The sequence below is a fragment of the Streptomyces sp. NPDC107559 genome (genome assembly GCF_055657365.1).
Genome location: NZ_JBVKBD010000002.1, coordinates 873,790 through 888,308 on the forward strand (window position 1 = coordinate 873,790; position 14,519 = coordinate 888,308).

12 protein-coding genes and 1 pseudogene are annotated in these 14,519 nt (G+C 72.2%); 2 read left to right on the forward strand and 11 right to left on the reverse strand.

Annotated features, from left to right (window positions below):
- The first annotated feature begins 25 nt into the window (after nucleotides 1–25).
- Nucleotides 26–1,147 (forward strand): lysylphosphatidylglycerol synthase transmembrane domain-containing protein, encoded by a 1,122-nt coding sequence (locus ACZ7OY_RS10320; protein WP_471910998.1) that lies wholly within the window; start codon nucleotides 26–28, stop codon nucleotides 1,145–1,147.
- Between the two features lie 86 nt (nucleotides 1,148–1,233).
- On the opposite strand, the gene ACZ7OY_RS10325 is transcribed toward ACZ7OY_RS10320, so the two are convergent.
- From ACZ7OY_RS10325 to ACZ7OY_RS10345, 5 genes are all read right to left on the reverse strand, one after another.
- Nucleotides 1,234–3,012 carry an RICIN domain-containing protein gene (locus ACZ7OY_RS10325; protein ID WP_471910999.1) on the reverse strand — a complete coding sequence of 593 codons (1,779 nt, stop codon included), beginning with the start codon at nucleotides 3,010–3,012 and terminating at the stop codon, nucleotides 1,234–1,236.
- Nucleotides 3,013–3,100: 88 nt separating this feature from the next.
- Complete coding sequence (locus ACZ7OY_RS10330) at nucleotides 3,101–3,922, reverse strand: carbohydrate ABC transporter permease (protein ID WP_471911000.1); 822 nt, start codon at nucleotides 3,920–3,922, stop codon at nucleotides 3,101–3,103.
- A complete protein-coding gene (locus tag ACZ7OY_RS10335) occupies nucleotides 3,919–4,896 on the reverse strand; it encodes a carbohydrate ABC transporter permease (protein ID WP_471911001.1) in 978 nt (325 codons plus the stop codon). Before ACZ7OY_RS10335 ends, ACZ7OY_RS10330 begins: the two co-directional genes overlap by 4 nt.
- Before the next feature lie 69 nt (nucleotides 4,897–4,965).
- Nucleotides 4,966–6,216, reverse strand: coding sequence for a sugar ABC transporter substrate-binding protein (locus ACZ7OY_RS10340; protein ID WP_471911002.1), 1,251 nt, complete (start codon nucleotides 6,214–6,216; stop codon nucleotides 4,966–4,968).
- Between the two features lie 182 nt (nucleotides 6,217–6,398).
- On the reverse strand, nucleotides 6,399–8,366 hold the full coding sequence (locus tag ACZ7OY_RS10345) for a glycoside hydrolase family 127 protein (RefSeq protein WP_471911003.1): 1,968 nt from the start codon (nucleotides 8,364–8,366) through the stop codon (nucleotides 6,399–6,401).
- 262 nt (nucleotides 8,367–8,628) lie between these two features.
- Between ACZ7OY_RS10345 and ACZ7OY_RS10350 the strand changes: the two genes are divergently transcribed.
- The gene (locus ACZ7OY_RS10350; RefSeq protein WP_471911004.1) at nucleotides 8,629–9,669 is read left to right on the forward strand and encodes a LacI family DNA-binding transcriptional regulator; all 1,041 of its coding nucleotides are present in this window, start codon (nucleotides 8,629–8,631) and stop codon (nucleotides 9,667–9,669) included.
- Nucleotides 9,670–9,725: 56 nt separating this feature from the next.
- Here the strand turns inward: ACZ7OY_RS10350 and ACZ7OY_RS10355 are convergent.
- The 6 genes and pseudogenes from ACZ7OY_RS10355 to murC form a co-directional block, all read right to left on the reverse strand.
- Nucleotides 9,726–9,863: pseudogene (locus ACZ7OY_RS10355) on the reverse strand (DUF7737 domain-containing protein); the annotation flags it as partial.
- Between the two features lie 10 nt (nucleotides 9,864–9,873).
- Entirely contained in the window at nucleotides 9,874–11,547 is a 1,674-nt protein-coding gene (locus ACZ7OY_RS10360; protein ID WP_471911005.1) for an SWIM zinc finger family protein, read from the reverse strand.
- 61 nt (nucleotides 11,548–11,608) lie between these two features.
- On the reverse strand, nucleotides 11,609–12,094 hold the full coding sequence (locus ACZ7OY_RS10365) for a hypothetical protein (protein ID WP_471911006.1): 486 nt from the start codon (nucleotides 12,092–12,094) through the stop codon (nucleotides 11,609–11,611).
- Nucleotides 12,091–12,417: a plasmid mobilization protein gene (locus ACZ7OY_RS10370; protein WP_471911007.1), complete on the reverse strand. Its 327-nt coding sequence runs from the start codon at nucleotides 12,415–12,417 to the stop codon at nucleotides 12,091–12,093. Before ACZ7OY_RS10370 ends, ACZ7OY_RS10365 begins: the two co-directional genes overlap by 4 nt.
- Before the next feature lie 210 nt (nucleotides 12,418–12,627).
- A complete protein-coding gene (gene msrB, locus ACZ7OY_RS10375) occupies nucleotides 12,628–13,035 on the reverse strand; it encodes a peptide-methionine (R)-S-oxide reductase MsrB (RefSeq protein WP_471911008.1) in 408 nt (135 codons plus the stop codon).
- A gap of 25 nt (nucleotides 13,036–13,060) precedes the next feature.
- A complete protein-coding gene (gene murC / locus ACZ7OY_RS10380; protein WP_471911009.1) occupies nucleotides 13,061–14,455 on the reverse strand; it encodes a UDP-N-acetylmuramate--L-alanine ligase in 1,395 nt (464 codons plus the stop codon).
- Between the last annotated feature and the right edge of the window lie 64 nt (nucleotides 14,456–14,519).

Sequence of the window (14,519 nt, forward strand, 5' to 3'; positions counted from 1 at the left end):
CACACCGGACGGGGACGTTGCCGTCGTGTCCCTCCTGCCGCTCGACGACTCCCGGGGGCCGCTCCCCGCCCCCGCCTCCGTCCCCGCCGCTCCCTCCTGCACTCCGCCCGCCACCGCACCGTCCCCTCCCGCACCCTCCCCTCCCGCATCCTGTGCCTCGACCACCTCACCCACCTCGCCCGCGCCTGCCGTCTCCCCCGTCCGCTCCCCGGCGGCCGCCAGGCTCCTCCGCCGGACTGCGGTCCTGCTTCCGGTCCTGCTGATCGTCGTGTGGGCGGCGGTCGACTGGCCCTCCGTGCGCGGCGGTACCGCCCGGCTGGCCTCGGCCGACCCCTGGTGGCTGCTGCTCGCCCTCTTCTTCACCTGCCTGGGCTGGGTGGCCGCCGCCGTCGTACGGCAGGGCTCCATCCCGGACCGGCTGCCACCGGGGCTGCTGATCGCCTCCCAGTTCGCCGCCGGAGCCGCCAACCACGTGCTCCCGGCCAGCGTCGGCGCGCACGCCGTCACCCTGCGCTTCTACCAGAGCCAGGGCATCCCCCTCGCCCGTGCGACCGCCTCGATCGCGCTGTACTCGCTGGCCAAGCCGATCGCCAAGATTCCGGTCCTGCTCGTCTTCGTGCTGGCCTTCCCGGACATGCTGGAGCTCGGCGCGCTGGTCCCGGACGACGGGACGCTGCTGCTGATCACGGTGTGCCTGGTGGCCGGTCCGACGGCGGCCGCGCTGCTGGTGACCGTGGTGCGTCCGCTCCGCCGGCCGGTCCTCGCCCTGGTCCGTACCGCGCTGTCCGACGCGCGGGTGCTGCACACCCGGCCCAGCCGGGTGCTGGCCCTGTGGGGCGGCTCGGCCGCCACACCGGTGCTCCAGGGGTGTGTGATCGCCGCGGTCGGCGCCTCACTGGGGCTGCCGCTGTCCTGGGCCCAGGTGGTGTTCGCGTTCCTGGCGGCGGGCACCGCGGTCGGGGCCGTACCCGCGCCGGGCGGCATCGGGCCCGTGGACGCGGCGCTGGTGCTGGCCATGACCGCGTTCGGCGCACCGCTGGGCCTGGCCACGGCGACCGTCATCGGCTACCGCGTCCTGACCGTGTGGGTGCCGCTGCTCCCGGGCGCGCTGGTGCTCTCGGCGCTCGTGCAGCGCAAGGTGCTGTGAGCCCCGGGCGCAAGGCGCTGTGCGCCCGGGCGAGCCGTGCGCCCCGGGCGCCGACGGGTGGGGAGACGGCGCCCGGGGCGGGCAGGTCAGCGTGCGGTCAGCTTCCACAGGTGGTCGGCGGTGCCGTTGTCGCCCCATTGGAGGACCCGGGCGCCGGAGGCGGTGCTCATGCCGTCGACTCCGAGCAGCAGCCCGCTGTTGTAGTTCGCGATCTTGTAGTAACCGCCGTCGGCCGGGACGAGCTGCCAGAGGTGGTCGGCGGTGCCGTTGTCGCCCCAGATCAGGGCCGTACCGCCGTCACCCGTACTCGCGCCGGTGATGCCGAGCAGCAGACCGCTCGCCTGGTTGACGATCCGGTAGAGCCCCGAGCCCGCCGCCACCAGGGTCCAGTTCTGGTCGGTCCCGGAGGCGGGGGTCGCCTGGACGACCGCCGTGCCCTGGGCCGTTCCGGCGTTCAGGGTGTCCAGGGCGAGCCCGCTGTTCCTGTTGGTGATCTGGTAGCGGCCGGCCAGTGAGGTGGAGGTGCCGGTGGGCGTGACGACCAGGTGGTAGCCGTCGGAGGCGTTCATGGCGACCGGCACGGTGATCGAGCCGTTGCTGACGGGGTAGTCGGCCTCGGAGATCGTGAACGGGGCCGCCACGGCCGTCGTGCGGCCCTTGGCGGGCGTGTATTCCAGCTTCACGTGGACCGTACTGCCGAACGCCGCCAGCGAGCCGAGTCCGTCCACGGTCACGGCCGTGGCACCGGTGCCCCCGCCGAAGACGACGCCGATCCGCCTGCCGTCGCCGGCGAGCGAGGCGGCACCGTCGATGCCGGTCTGCGCCGGGGGCGTGGTGGTGAGCATCGTCCCGGACATGTCGCCGTACCACTTGTACAGCCAGTACGCGCCGTTGGGTGATCCCCCGGTGTCGGTCAGGGTGTCGCCGAGCGTGCCGTAGTGGTTCCAGAAGGCGAGTTCCGCGTCCCGGACGCCGGCGCGCTCGAACTTGGCGACGTAGCCGGCCAGGGCTCCGGGCACACCGACCTCGGACGGGGTCCCGTACTCCTCGATGGAGATGGGCCGCGGGCTGATGCCGAGGCCGCTCTCCAGCGCGCGGTAGGCGGAGACATGGGCGGCGATGTCCCGGCTCCCCTGGAGCTCGTGCCAGGCGATGACGTCCGGGACGGTACCCGACGCCTTGGCGTCGGTGAGGAACGTGCTCATCCAGCTCTGGTTCCAGGCCGAATGGCTCGGCCCCTGGATGGGAGTGGTGCCGTCCTTGGCACGGACCTCCTTGTACGTCCGGGCCCAACCGGCGTCGAAGGCACCGGCGTCGGCGGTGTCCCAGGTCCAGTCGGGCTCGTTCCACAGCTCGTACGCGCCGATGTTGCCGGCGCCGGACGCCTTGACGGAGGCAACCTGGGTGTCGACCGCGGCCAGCCAGTCGCTCCAGCTCACCCACTTGTACGGGAAGTCCGGATACCAGTCGGGCATCCGGACGACCACCTTGGCGCCCGCTGCGGCGGCCTTGGCGGCGACCACCAGGGAGTCACCGGCGGGCTTGGGCTCGCCGTTGGGCAACTGCTTTCCGCCGGGGGCCATCTGGACGAAGGTGTTCGGCTTCAGCGCCTGGACGAGGCTGTCGGCGGGGGTGCTCGCGTCGGCGAGGCCGTAGAGGCCGCCGGCCGCGACATGGGTGACGGACCTCAGGTTCTGTGCCGCGTGGACGACCAGCGTGGTGGCGGCGGTGGGGGCGGCCTGGGCGGGATTGCCCGGGAGGGCGGTCACGGCGGCGGCCAGCGCCGTCACCACGGCAACGGAGGCGGCGGACCGGCCTAATGGGGTTCCGCCGCGGACGGCTGTTCGGGATTTCGGAGTGGACATGGGTGGCGGCTCTCCTGACGGATGGAGGGGGGAGGGAGGCGGAAAGGAGGTTGCACGGGGGCGGGACGAGGTTAGAGCTGACGTCCCGTCAGTCCTTGACCGCGCCCGCGGTGACCCCGGCGGCGACGTACCGCTGCGCGAGGACGAGAAGGACGGCGGCGGGTACGGACGCGACCACGGCGGTGGCCATGATCGCGTTCCATTCCTGGTTGTTGTTGCCGATGTAGTGGTAGATGCCGAGGGTGATCGGGCGCAGATCGCCGCCGCCGTCGAGAGTGTTGGCGAAGACGAAGTCGGACCAGGCCCACAGGAAGCCGAACAGCGAGACCGTGACCACGGCGTTGCGGCTCACCGGCAGCACGACGGACCAGAAGACGCGCAACGCGCCCGCGCCGTCGATCCGGGCGGCGGCGGTGAGTTCGTCGGGGATGCCCGACATGAACGCCGCGAAGATCATGACGCCGAAGGGCACGGCGATGGTGGAGTCCGCGACGATCAGGCCCCACCAGGAGTTCAGCAGCCCGGCGTCGAGGAAGATGCCGTAGAAGCCCATCGCCATGACGATGCCCGGGATCATCTGCGCGATCAGCAGGGCCAGGTTCAGCAGTCCGCCGCCGCGCGGACGCAGTTTCGCCAGCGAGTAGCCGGCGGGCGCGGCGAGGACGAGGGTGAGGGCGACCGTGCCCAGGCCGATGAGCAGGCTGGTGCCGAGGTAGGGCAACTGGTCGTGCAGGACGGCCCGGTAGCCCTCGAAGGTGGGGTGCAGCGGGAGCAGGTCGGGCGGGGACTTGCGCATGTCCGACTGTGGGGTCAGGGACACGTTCAGCATCCAGTACACCGGGAACAGCATGAGCGCGGTGAGCAGGACGCCGATCACGGTGAGCCGGCGGGAGCCGGTGCGGGAGATCATGCTCCCTGCCTCCTCTGGACGCGGATGTACAGCAGACCGAAGACGAGCGCGATGAGGACGAGGAGGTTGCCGACGGCGGCGCCGGGGCCGAACTGCGGCAGCAGGGTGCCGAATCCGAGCTGGTACGACCAGGTGGCCAGGGTGGACGAGGAGTCGCCCGGACCGCCCTTGGTCATGATCCAGATCAGGTCGAACACCTTGAGCGTGTAGACCAGGCCCAGCAGCAGGGTGATCGCCGAGACCGGTCGCAGCAGGGGGAAGGTGATGCTCCAGAACTGCCGGCTGCCGCTCGCCCCGTCCAGCGCGGCGGCCTCGTACAGCTCCCGGGGTATGTTCTGGAGCCCGCTGTGCAGGATGACCAGGTTGAACGGGATGCCGATCCAGACGTTGGCGATGATCACCGAGGTCAGGGCCCGGTCCGGTGAGGTCAGCCAGTCGACGGGCGGCAGACCGACCAGGTGGAGGGCGTAGTTGACCACGCCCGACTCGCTGTTGAGCATCCACGACCAGGTGGACGCCGACACGATCAGCGGCAGCAGCCAGGGGACCAGGAACAGCGCCCGCAGGGTGGCGGCGAGCCGGAAGTGCCGGTCGAAGAAGACCGCGAGGGCCAGTCCGGCGGTGTACTGGAGGGCGATGGAGACGAAGGTGAAGACCATCGTGTGGCGCATCGCGGGCCCGAAGGCCGGATCGTCCAGCACCTGGGCGAAGTTGTCCCAGCCCGAGAAGGGGGCGTCGCCCGCGACGAAGGACCGGACCGTGTAGTGCCGCAGGCTCAGGTCGAGGTTGCGGTAGAGCGGGTAGAGGTAGAAGGCGGCGAGGTAGACGACGAGCGGGGCGACGAAGGCCGACGCGGTCAGCCGGCTGCGGCGGCGCCCTCGGCGGGCCGCCGCGTCGCGCCGGCCGGCCGCGCCCGTCGCCTCGGCTCCGGCCGGTGACCGCCCCGGCAGGCGGTCGGCTCGGGCGATGGTCATACGAACTCCTGGATGCGGGTGCTGCTTGCCTGGTGGTGGGTCGGCCGCCGAGCCGGTTGCGGACCGGCGTCAGCCCTTGGCCTTCCCGGCCGCCGACTGCGCGGTGGCGAGGGCGTCCTTCGGGCTCTTGCCGCCGGACAGGGCCGACTGCACCGCGGTCCACAGGGGCTGCGAGATGACGGGGTACTTGGTGCCCAGTCCGCCGCTGGTCCGGCCACGGGCGGCGGCCACGGCCTCGACCCACGGCTTGAGCTTCGGGTTCGCCGCGACCTGCTCGGTCTGCACGGCGGCGGTGGGGGCCACGTACGTCAGGGCGGTGTCGCTGGCCAGCAGGTTCTCCGAGCTGGTCAGACAGGTGACGATCTTCTTGCTGACGGCGTAGCGGGCGGTGTCCCGCTGGACGGGCACGGTGACGAACTCGCCGCCCGTCGGCACCGGCGCCGAACCGCCGTGCTGTGCCGGGATGCTGACGACCCCGTACTCGAATCCGGCCTTCTCGGCGTTGGCCAGCTGCCAGGTGCCGTTCTCGCCGAAGGCGTACTCGCCGGTGGCGAACTCCTGCCAGCTGGTGGTCTGGGTGTTCTGGAGGACGTCCTTGGGCGCGTAGCCGGCGTCGACCCACTGTTTCCACAGCGTCAGCGCGGCGACCGCCTGCGGGGAGTCGAGGTTCGTGAGATCGGCGCCCGCGCCCCAGAACCACGGCAGGAACTGGAAGCTGCCTTCCTCCGTGTTGATCGCGGAGAAGGTGATGCCCTTCTTCCCGGCCGCGGCGACCTTCTTCAGGGCGGCCGTCAGCGAGGCCCAGTCCTTGACGGAGGCGGGGTCGACGCCCGCGGCCGTCAGGATCTTCTTGTTGTAGTAGAGCGCCAGGGTGTTGGCGCCGATCGGCACCCCGTAGGAGGCGCCGTCCAGGGTGCCCGCGCCGATGATGTTCTGCTGTATCGCGGAGGTGTCCAGCCCGAGGTCGCTCGTCTTGTTGAGGATCCCGGCCTCCACCAGCGTGGAGACGACCGGGTTGTCCACGAGCATCACGTCGGGGTCGTTGCCCTGCTGGGCGGCGAGCAGCGCCTTGTTGCCCAGGTCCGTGGTGTCGTACCCGGTGCGCTTGACCGTGACGCCGGCCTCGGTGCCGCACTGGGCGACGCGCTTGCCCCAGTCCGAGGAGGCGTCGAACTGCGGGTACGGGTCCCAGAAGGTGTACGTCCCCGAATCGGCGGAGGAGCCGGAGGAGTCCGCGCCGCCGCCCCCGCAGGCGGAGACGGAGACGAGGGTGCCGACGGCGGCGAGGCAGGCGAGGAGGGTGCGGCGGGTGCTTCTCATTGCGGTGACCTCGTTGTCATGGATGCGGGAGAGCGGGACGGGTTTCAGGAGGCCGGAGCGGGTTCGGGAGCCGGGTGGCCCGAGGAACCAGGTGGGTTCAGGAGCCGGGTGGGTTCGGGAGCCGGGTGGGTTCGGGAGCCGGGTGGGCCGAGGAACCGGGTGGGTTCGGGAGCCGGGTGGGTTCAGGAGGTCGGCAGCCAGACGCGCATGCTGCCGTCCCGCCGGTTGGCCCAGGCGTAGTACGGGATCGCGGTCAGCTCGACGGGGTCGCCCGCCGGATGCCCGGCCCCGGAGGCCGCACCGGATGCCGCCCCGGAGGCCGCCGCGACGGGCCGGTACGGCCACCAGCCGGTGTCCGGGAGCGGCCGGCGGTGTCCGGCGGCCACCACCGTGGTGACCCCGCCGAGCAGGTCGGGGCGGTGCTTCACGGCGAGCGGACGGGTCGGGTCGAGGACGATGTCGTCCAGGCCGCCGCCCGGGTGGTCCACCTGTTCCAGGCAGTACACGAGCGGTCCGCGTTCCACCGCGACGCAGCCGCGTACGGCGTCCACGCGCGGATCGGCCGCGGTGAGGCGGGCCTCCAGACCGAGTTCCAGGACGACCCGGTCGCCCGGGGCCCACGTCCCGGCCAGCCGCAGCCAGCCGTCCGTGACCGGGGCGTCCGTCCGGTCGTACGTACGGGACCCGTGCCGCACGCGGTACTCGCGGCACCACTGCGGGATGCGCAGCGACAGGGTCCAGGGCCGGTCCCGCGGGGTGTCCTCCACCGTCAGGGAGATCACCCCGTGCCAGGGGTAGTCGGTCTCGGCGGTCACGGCGACGGGCGTGCCGTCGAGGTCGCCGCGGTAGCGGCCGGTGACGTACTGGTGGATCTGGAGGCCGTCCGCGTCGGCGGACGAGAGATAGTGTCCGAGGGCCGCGAGCAGCCTCATCGCGTTCGGCGGACAGCACGCGCAGCGGAACCAGCGGGTGCGGCGGGCCGACTGGTCGCCGCCGGGGTCGGTGTGGCCGTCGCGGACCTGGAGCGGGTTGACGTACAGCCAGCTCTCGCCGTCCAGCGAGACACCCGCGAGGAAGCCGTTGTAGAGGGTGCGTTCGATCAGGTCGCTGTACCGGGTCTCGCCGGTGAGCAGCGCCAGGCGCCAGCTCCACTGGACGGAGGCGATGGCGGCGCACGTCTCGCAGTAGGCGCGTTCGCTGGGCAGCTCGAACGGGTCGCCGAAGTCCTCCTCGTCGTGGTGGGCGCCCAGGCCGCCGGTGAGGTGCGTCTTGCCGGCGGTCATGGCCCGCCACAGGCGTTCGGCGGCGGCGCGCAGCCCGGCGTCGCCGGTCTCGGTGGCCAGGTCCGTCGCCCCGGCCAGCAGATAGAGCTGGCGTACGGCGTGTCCCTCGACGTCGGTCGCCTCGCGCAGCGGCACCCGGTCCTGGCAGTAGGCCTCGCCGCCGAGCAGGCCATGGCCGTAGCGGTCGACGAAGTAGCCGGCGAGGTCGAGGTAGCGCCGTTCGCCGGTCTCCCGGTACAGCTCGACCAGGGCGGTCTCCACCTCGGGGTGGCCGTCGACGCCGTCGATCGGCCGGCCGCTGCCGGGCGGACCGAAGGTGGCGTCCAGATGGTCGGCGAACCGGCGTGCCACGGTGAGCAGTTCGTCCCGTCCGGTGGCCCGGTGGTGGGCCACCGCCGCCTGGATCAGATGGCCCGCGCAGTACAGCTCGTGTCCCCAGCGCAGGTCCTGGTAGCGCTCGCAGCCCTTGCGGAGCTGGAACCAGGTGTTGAGGTAGCCGTCGGGCTGCTGGGCGTCCGCGACCAGCGCGACGATCCGGTCGGCGTGGGCCGCCAGTTCCTCGGCGGGCTCCTGGGCCAGCTGCCAGGCGGCGGCCTCCAGCCATTTGTAGACGTCGGTGTCCACGAAGGGGTACGCGCCCCGGAAGTCGCCCTGCGCCGTGCCCGCCGCCAGCCGCATATTGTGCAGGTTTCCCGCAGACTCCAGCAGGGCGGGGCCCTGGGGGATCGAGGTGTGCGCGTTGACCTCGCGGCGAGTGTGCCAGAAGCCGGAACTCACCTCGGCGACGGCGGGCCGCAGCGCGGTACGGGCGGCCGGGCCGAGCCGGACCGGGCCCGTCGGAGGCAGGGCGGAGCGGGTGCGGGGCATGGCTCTCCGGGGAGTGGGAGGCGGACGCGGGCGGCTGCCCGACAGCTGGGCAAATGTTTGAGCAACCGTTTTCTCTAGCGCCACAGTAGAGGGGAGCCGAGTGAGCCGGGTCAAGGGCCGCGCAGCGTTTTTCTCCCGTTGTCCGTAGGCTGGAACTCGGCTCAAACGACTGTCAGGATGGTGGGCGCCGATGCCCGCACACCGCGCGCCGCCCAGACGCACCACCCCGCCGGCACGACGCGCCATCACGCCATCACGCCGTATGAGAAAAGGATTGCTCGTGACCGAAGCCGCTCCGCGTTCTCCCATCGCAGTCCGGGCGAAGCTCACCGATGTCGCCGCTCTGGCCGGGGTCAGCGTGGGCACGGCGTCGAAGGCGCTGAGCGGCGGCGGGCGGATGCGGCCCGAGACCCGGCAGCGGGTCCTGGACGCCGTGGAGGAGCTCGGCTTCCGGCCCAACCAGCTGGCGCAGAACCTGCACACCGGCCGCAGCTGGACGGTCGGGCTGATGACCACCGACGGCATCGGCCGCTTCAGCACCCCCGTGCTGCTGGGCGCCGAGGACGCGCTCGGGGCGGGGAAGATCTCGGTGCTGCTGTGCGACACGCGCGGGGACGCGATCCGGGAGCAGCACCATCTGCGCAACCTGATGGAGCGGCGCGTCGACGGCATCATCGTCACCGGCCGCCGTACGGATCCACGCGGGCCGCTGGCCGGGGTCGACTCCGTCCCCATCGTCTACGCGCTCTCGCCCTCCACCGACCCGGCCGACACCTCGGTGGTGTCCGACGACCGGGGCGGGGCCCGGCTCGCGATGGAGCATCTGCTGTCCACCGGGCGCACCCGGATCGCCCATCTCACGGGCCCGGAGCACCACGCGGCCGCCCGGGACCGCGCGCGGCACGCGGTCGAGCACCTGGAGCGTGCCTCGCTGACTCTCGCGACCGGTCGGGTCCACCACGGGGAGTGGAGCGAGGCCTGGGGGCGTCGAGCCGCCGAGGCGGTTCTGCGGACGGCGCCGGACACGGACGCCTTCTTCTGCGGCAACGACCAGATCGCCCGCGGCGCGGCGGACGCGCTGCGGGAGCGGGGGGTGAGCGTGCCCGGTGACATCGCGGTCGTCGGCTACGACAACTGGGACACCATGGCCCTGGCCTGCCGCCCGCCGCTCACCACGATCGACATGGATCTCGCCGAGATCGGCCGGATCGCCGCGCTGCGGCTGCTGGAGGCCATCGACTCCGGTCCGGCCCCGGGGGTGCACACCGTCCCGTGCCGGCTGGTCGTGCGCGAGTCCAGCTGAGGGGCCGCGGCGAGCTGCCGTCGACGCGGTCGGACACCTCGCTCGATCTGCACGAGGACGGACTCGTCGGTGATCTGGCTGTCGGCTGCGAGCAGGAACGCCTTGCCGAGGACCAGTGACAACCGGTCGTCCTCGAACGGCAGGAAGACCTTGCCGTCCCCCGGGCGCGCGCCGCGCGCGCCGGGACGATGCACAGGCAGCGGCTCACAGACCGCCTTCGTCCATCAGGCGCATCAGGTTCCGCTTGCGTTTCTGGGCGGTGCGCAGGGCCGTGACGTACGCGGCGAACTCCTTGTCCGTACCCAGGCGATGATGACAGTCGCGGATCCTCAGCAGCAGGGCGACGAGTCGCTCGTAGACCGGGTTGCCGGTCTGCTCGGTCAGCGGCTCGGCGAGGCGCAGGTAGACCCGGAGCGCGTCGGCCGGACGGCCGTCACGTGCCTGGTCGGCAAGGGTGAGCCACTGCCGGTCGTGGGCGCCGGTGCGGGTGACGGCCTGCCACGCGGCGTCGACGTCATTGTCGTCGAGCAGGGCGTCGATCAGCACGGGGCCGCCGTACCGGCCCTGTTGCCCACCCGCGTCGACACGCAGCAGATCCAACGCCCCCTCGCGCTCCGTCGGCCAGCGGTCGGCGGCCCGCGCGGCGGCCCGGAGCTGCTGGTACGCGAGCAGGGAGCGGCGGGCGCCGAAGTGGTCGCGGCGCAGGGTGACGGCATCCGGCAGGCGCCCCGCCCGGCTGTATCGGTCGCAGAGGTAGTCGACGAGGGCGGTGTCGACGGCGGAGAGGTCCCGGGATTCCCGGATGCCGCGTTCCGCCCAGCTCAGGGCCTCGTCGGAACGCTGGGCGGTGTCCAGCTCGCGGGCGATGATCAGGTGCGTGTGGCCGTTCGCCGCGAGGTCAGCCGCGTGTACGGCGATCACCGTGTCGACCTCGCCGTCCGCCTTGGCCAGGCGCTCCATCAGGTGTTTCGCCGCCCAGCCGCGCCGATCGCGCCGCCACGCCTCGACGGCCGCCGTGCGCAGGACGGCCATTCCCTCCTCGCCGAGGGCATCCTCGTAGTCGAGGGGATCGATGTCGGTCAGGCCGTCGTCGATGTCGCCGAGTGCATGGCCGACCAGCCAGCGGGCGAGTTCTTCGGGGTCGGGGCGTGCCGCACGGCACGCTTCGAGGTGGGCGTCGGCCAGGTCCGCACCGATCTGCCCGAGGCTGCCGTCCGAGTCGTCAACGCTCTCCGCCGCCTCGGCCAGCAGCCGCATCGCCTCCCGTGCCGAATCGACCGCATCGGCGGCCCGGCCGGAGCCGGTCAGCGCCCTGATCGCGGAGACCGCCTGCCCGGCCTGGTCGGCGTAGGCGCGGGCATCGGCGTACTCGACGTACTCGTACTGCGCGAAAGGGCTGATGTCGAGCAGATCGCGGATACGGGCCCGGACCGTGGCAAGGTCTCCGCGCGCACTCGCCGCCCGCAGTTCGAGGCGCCGCCGCAACTGCCGGTCCTCCTCGATCAGTTCCCGCAGCACGGCGAGCAACTCGCCTTTGGACAGGTCGGACAGCCATCCGTCCAGGTTCTGCGCGCGCTCCCGGGCCGCCTTCCGCTGCCGTGGCAGGGTCTCTCGCAGAGCGAGCACCCTCAGACCGAGGGCGACGAGGTGCTTGCAGAAGTTGCCCTCCAGGCCGAACGGGCAGTCGCACTCGCCGACCAGCCCGCCTGGCCCGTCCAGGGTCAGTTCCACCTCGTACCGTTCAGTGCCGTGAACCGTCGCGGTGACCCAGCCGTCACCGACCTCGACCCCGGACACCGCGGCGAGGTATCCGAGGCCGCGCTCGAAGGAACGGACACCGGCCAGCTTCTTGAGATTCGCCTCGGTCAGACCGCGCATGACTCTCCTCGCCCGCCTGCGGAAGTGCGGTTGATGTTCCCTCTCGTACGGCGAGCCGTCGTCAGACGGCGACCACATGCACGTCCGGCGGAGCCAGCACCTCCAGGTAGGCGCGGATGTCCTCCGGGTCACTGGTGAAAACCACCGCGCTGCCGTGCCGGGCGGCGGCGAGCGCCACCCAGGCGTCGACGGCGTCCGGCCGCTTCTTCACCGGGAGGGCCGCCTGCCCCAGCGCGGTGCCGATGCGCCGCCAGTCGACCAGGTCCGGGCCCGTGGCGCAGGCCAGGCATTCCGGACGGCCCGCCTTCGTCTCCCGCATCGGCGGCTCGGACGTGCGGGCCTGCGGGACGGTGCAGTCCTTGAGCGCCCCGGACAGGGAGTGCACCAGCGCCGGACGGGGGCGCCACACCTGGGCGAGAACCGGGCCGAGCACCAGCGCCCGGTGCGGGGCCGCCCGCAGTCCTTCATGGAGCGCGATCGCCTTCGCCTTGCCGTCGGCGAGCGCGATGAGCATGCCGGTGTCGTAGACCGGCACTCGAGCGCTCACGCGGCGTGCCCCGGCCGCCGCCCCTGCCGGTCCCGGCCGTGGACGAGCCCGAGGGCCTCCTCGACCTCGCGGCGCTCCTGCTCCGTCAGTGCCGCCGACGCCGCAACGGGCTCTTCCGGCAGGTCGGCCGCCTCCCGCTCCGCCCGGGCGATCAGCGCGTCCACCCCGGCGAACTGCTCCTCTATGGCATCGCTCTCGGCCATCTGCCGGGTCGCGGCATGCACCAGGTACGCCGAGACATCCATGCCCGAGCGCTCCGCGTGCTGTCTGATGCGCTCGGCCTGCGCCTGCTCCAGGCTGATGGAGATCCGGGTCTTCGCCATACGGCAACCGTATGACGCGTATTACGGAGACACAAGCAGCAGTGCCCGAAAGCCGTTTCCCGTCGCCGGATCCCGACCTGACGCACTCGACCCCGGTGAACGCCACGACGCCCGCACGGAACTCTCCGTGCGGGCGTCATACGGTCCGGCGTCACCTGGTCCGGAGTCGGACGGTCCGGCGTCACCCGGTCCGGAGTCGGACGGTTGCGGTCAGCTCTCGTCCGGCGCCAGCCGCAGCGAAATGCTGTTGATGCAGTACCGCTGGTCCGTGGGCGTCGGGTACCCCTCCCCCTCGAACACATGGCCGAGGTGCGATCCGCACCGGGCGCAGCGCACCTCCGTCCGCACCATCCCGTGCGAGCGGTCCGCGATCAGCTCGACCGCGTCGGTGTCCTTCGGGTCGAAGAAGGAGGGCCAGCCGCAGTGCGACTCGAACTTCGTCTCCGAGGTGAACAGCTCCGCACCGCACGCGCGGCAGGAATAGACGCCCTTGGACTTGGTGTCGGTGTACTCACCGGTGAAGGCGGGCTCGGTCGCGGCCTGGCGCAGCACGGCGTATTCGGCCGGGGTCAGCTCCGTACGCCACTGCTCGTCCGGCTTTTCGACGTCGTACGACATGAAGCTCAGCCCCTCTGGTTCTCGGTCAGGCCCGCGACAGGCGGTCCAGGATCTGCGGGCCCAGGTCCGTCACGTCGCCCGCGCCCATGGTGAGAACGAGATCGCCGGGCCCGGCCATTCCCGCGACGACCCCCGGCACGCCGGCCTTGTCGTGCACCGCCGTCACGTCCGCACCGGCCGCCCGCGCGGCCTCGATGATCAGCTCGCTGGTGACGCCCGGGATCGGGTCCTCACGGGCGGGGTAGATGTCGAGCACGACCGAGGCGTCCGCCAGGGCCAGGGCCTGGCCCATCTCCTTGCCGAGCTCCTGCGTCCGGGAGAAGAGGTGGGGCTGGAAGACCACCAGGATGCGCGCGTCGCCGACGGCGGCGCGCATCGCCTCCAGGTCGGCCGTCATCTCGGTGGGGTGGTGCGCGTAGGAGTCGATGACCTGGACCCCGGCCGCCTCGCCCTTGAGCTGGAGCCTGCGCTTGACGCCGGTGTACGCGGCCAGCGCCGGGGCCAGCTCGGACACCGGCACCCCCAGCGCGACGCCCGCGGCCAGCGCGGCCACCGCGTTGCTCGCGTAGTGCCGGCCGGGCACCGAGACGGTGAAGGTGACCTCCTGGCCGTCCAGCAGGACGGTGACCTCGCTCCTGAGCCCCTGGGGCAGCACGGACAGGATCCGCACGTCGGCGTCCTCGGCCTCGCCGTACGTCACCACCCGCACGCCGTCCGCGGTGACCCGGCGGGTCAGCTCCCGCGCGCCCTCGTGGTCGGCCGAGACCACCAGGGTGCCGCCCTCGGTGATCCGGCCGACGAACGTCTCGAAGGACTCGTAGATCTCCTCCATCGACGCGTAGTTCGCGTGGTGGTCGAGCTCCACGTTGAGAATGATCGCGACCTCGGGCGCGTACTTGTGGAAGCTGCGGTCCGATTCGTCCGCCTCGGCGACGAAGATCTCGCCCGCGCCGTGCTCGGCGTTGGAGCCGGGGGCGTCCAGGTCGCCGCCGATGGCGTACGACGGGTCCAGGCCCAGCTCGGAGAGGGAGACCGCCAGCATCGACGTGGTGGTCGTCTTGCCGTGCGTGCCCGCGACGGCGATCGGCCGCAGGCCGTCCATCAGCCGGGCGAGGGCGTCCGAGCGGTGGACGACGGGGATGCCCAGCGCCGCGGCGCGGGCCAGCTCCGGGTTGTCCGCGCGGATCGCCGACGAGACCACCACGCAGCTGGCGTCGTCGGCGAGGTGCTCGGCGGCGTGTCCGATGTGCACGGTCGCGCCCAGCGCCCGCAGCGCCTGCGCGGTCTCCGAGTCCTTGGCGTCACTGCCCGCCACCTTCGCCCCGCGCCGGGCCAGGATCTTGGCGATGCCCGACATCCCGGCGCCGCCGATGCCGATGAAGTGCGGTCGGTCCATGGCGGTAGGAAGGCCCGGGGCCATGTGCGTCTCCCTGGAGTGGTGCGGCGAACGTGAGCCTTAAGCCTAGGGCAGGCGCAAGGGCGCC

Bases quoted from the DNA above. Each gene is read 5' to 3' on its own strand.
- murC (WP_471911009.1), bottom strand. From the start codon at position 14,455: ATGGCCCCGGGCCTTCCTACCGCCATGGACCGACCGCACTTCATCGGC.
- ACZ7OY_RS10330 (WP_471911000.1), bottom strand. From the start codon at position 3,922: ATGATCTCCCGCACCGGCTCCCGCCGGCTCACCGTGATCGGCGTCCTG.
- ACZ7OY_RS10360 (WP_471911005.1), bottom strand. From the start codon at position 11,547: ATGCGCGGTCTGACCGAGGCGAATCTCAAGAAGCTGGCCGGTGTCCGT.
- ACZ7OY_RS10325 (WP_471910999.1), bottom strand. From the start codon at position 3,012: ATGTCCACTCCGAAATCCCGAACAGCCGTCCGCGGCGGAACCCCATTA.
- msrB (WP_471911008.1), bottom strand. From the start codon at position 13,035: ATGTCGTACGACGTCGAAAAGCCGGACGAGCAGTGGCGTACGGAGCTG.
- ACZ7OY_RS10345 (WP_471911003.1), bottom strand. From the start codon at position 8,366: ATGCCCCGCACCCGCTCCGCCCTGCCTCCGACGGGCCCGGTCCGGCTC.
- ACZ7OY_RS10350 (WP_471911004.1), top strand. From the start codon at position 8,629: ATGAGAAAAGGATTGCTCGTGACCGAAGCCGCTCCGCGTTCTCCCATC.
- ACZ7OY_RS10335 (WP_471911001.1), bottom strand. From the start codon at position 4,896: ATGACCATCGCCCGAGCCGACCGCCTGCCGGGGCGGTCACCGGCCGGA.
- ACZ7OY_RS10340 (WP_471911002.1), bottom strand. From the start codon at position 6,216: ATGAGAAGCACCCGCCGCACCCTCCTCGCCTGCCTCGCCGCCGTCGGC.
- ACZ7OY_RS10370 (WP_471911007.1), bottom strand. From the start codon at position 12,417: ATGGCGAAGACCCGGATCTCCATCAGCCTGGAGCAGGCGCAGGCCGAG.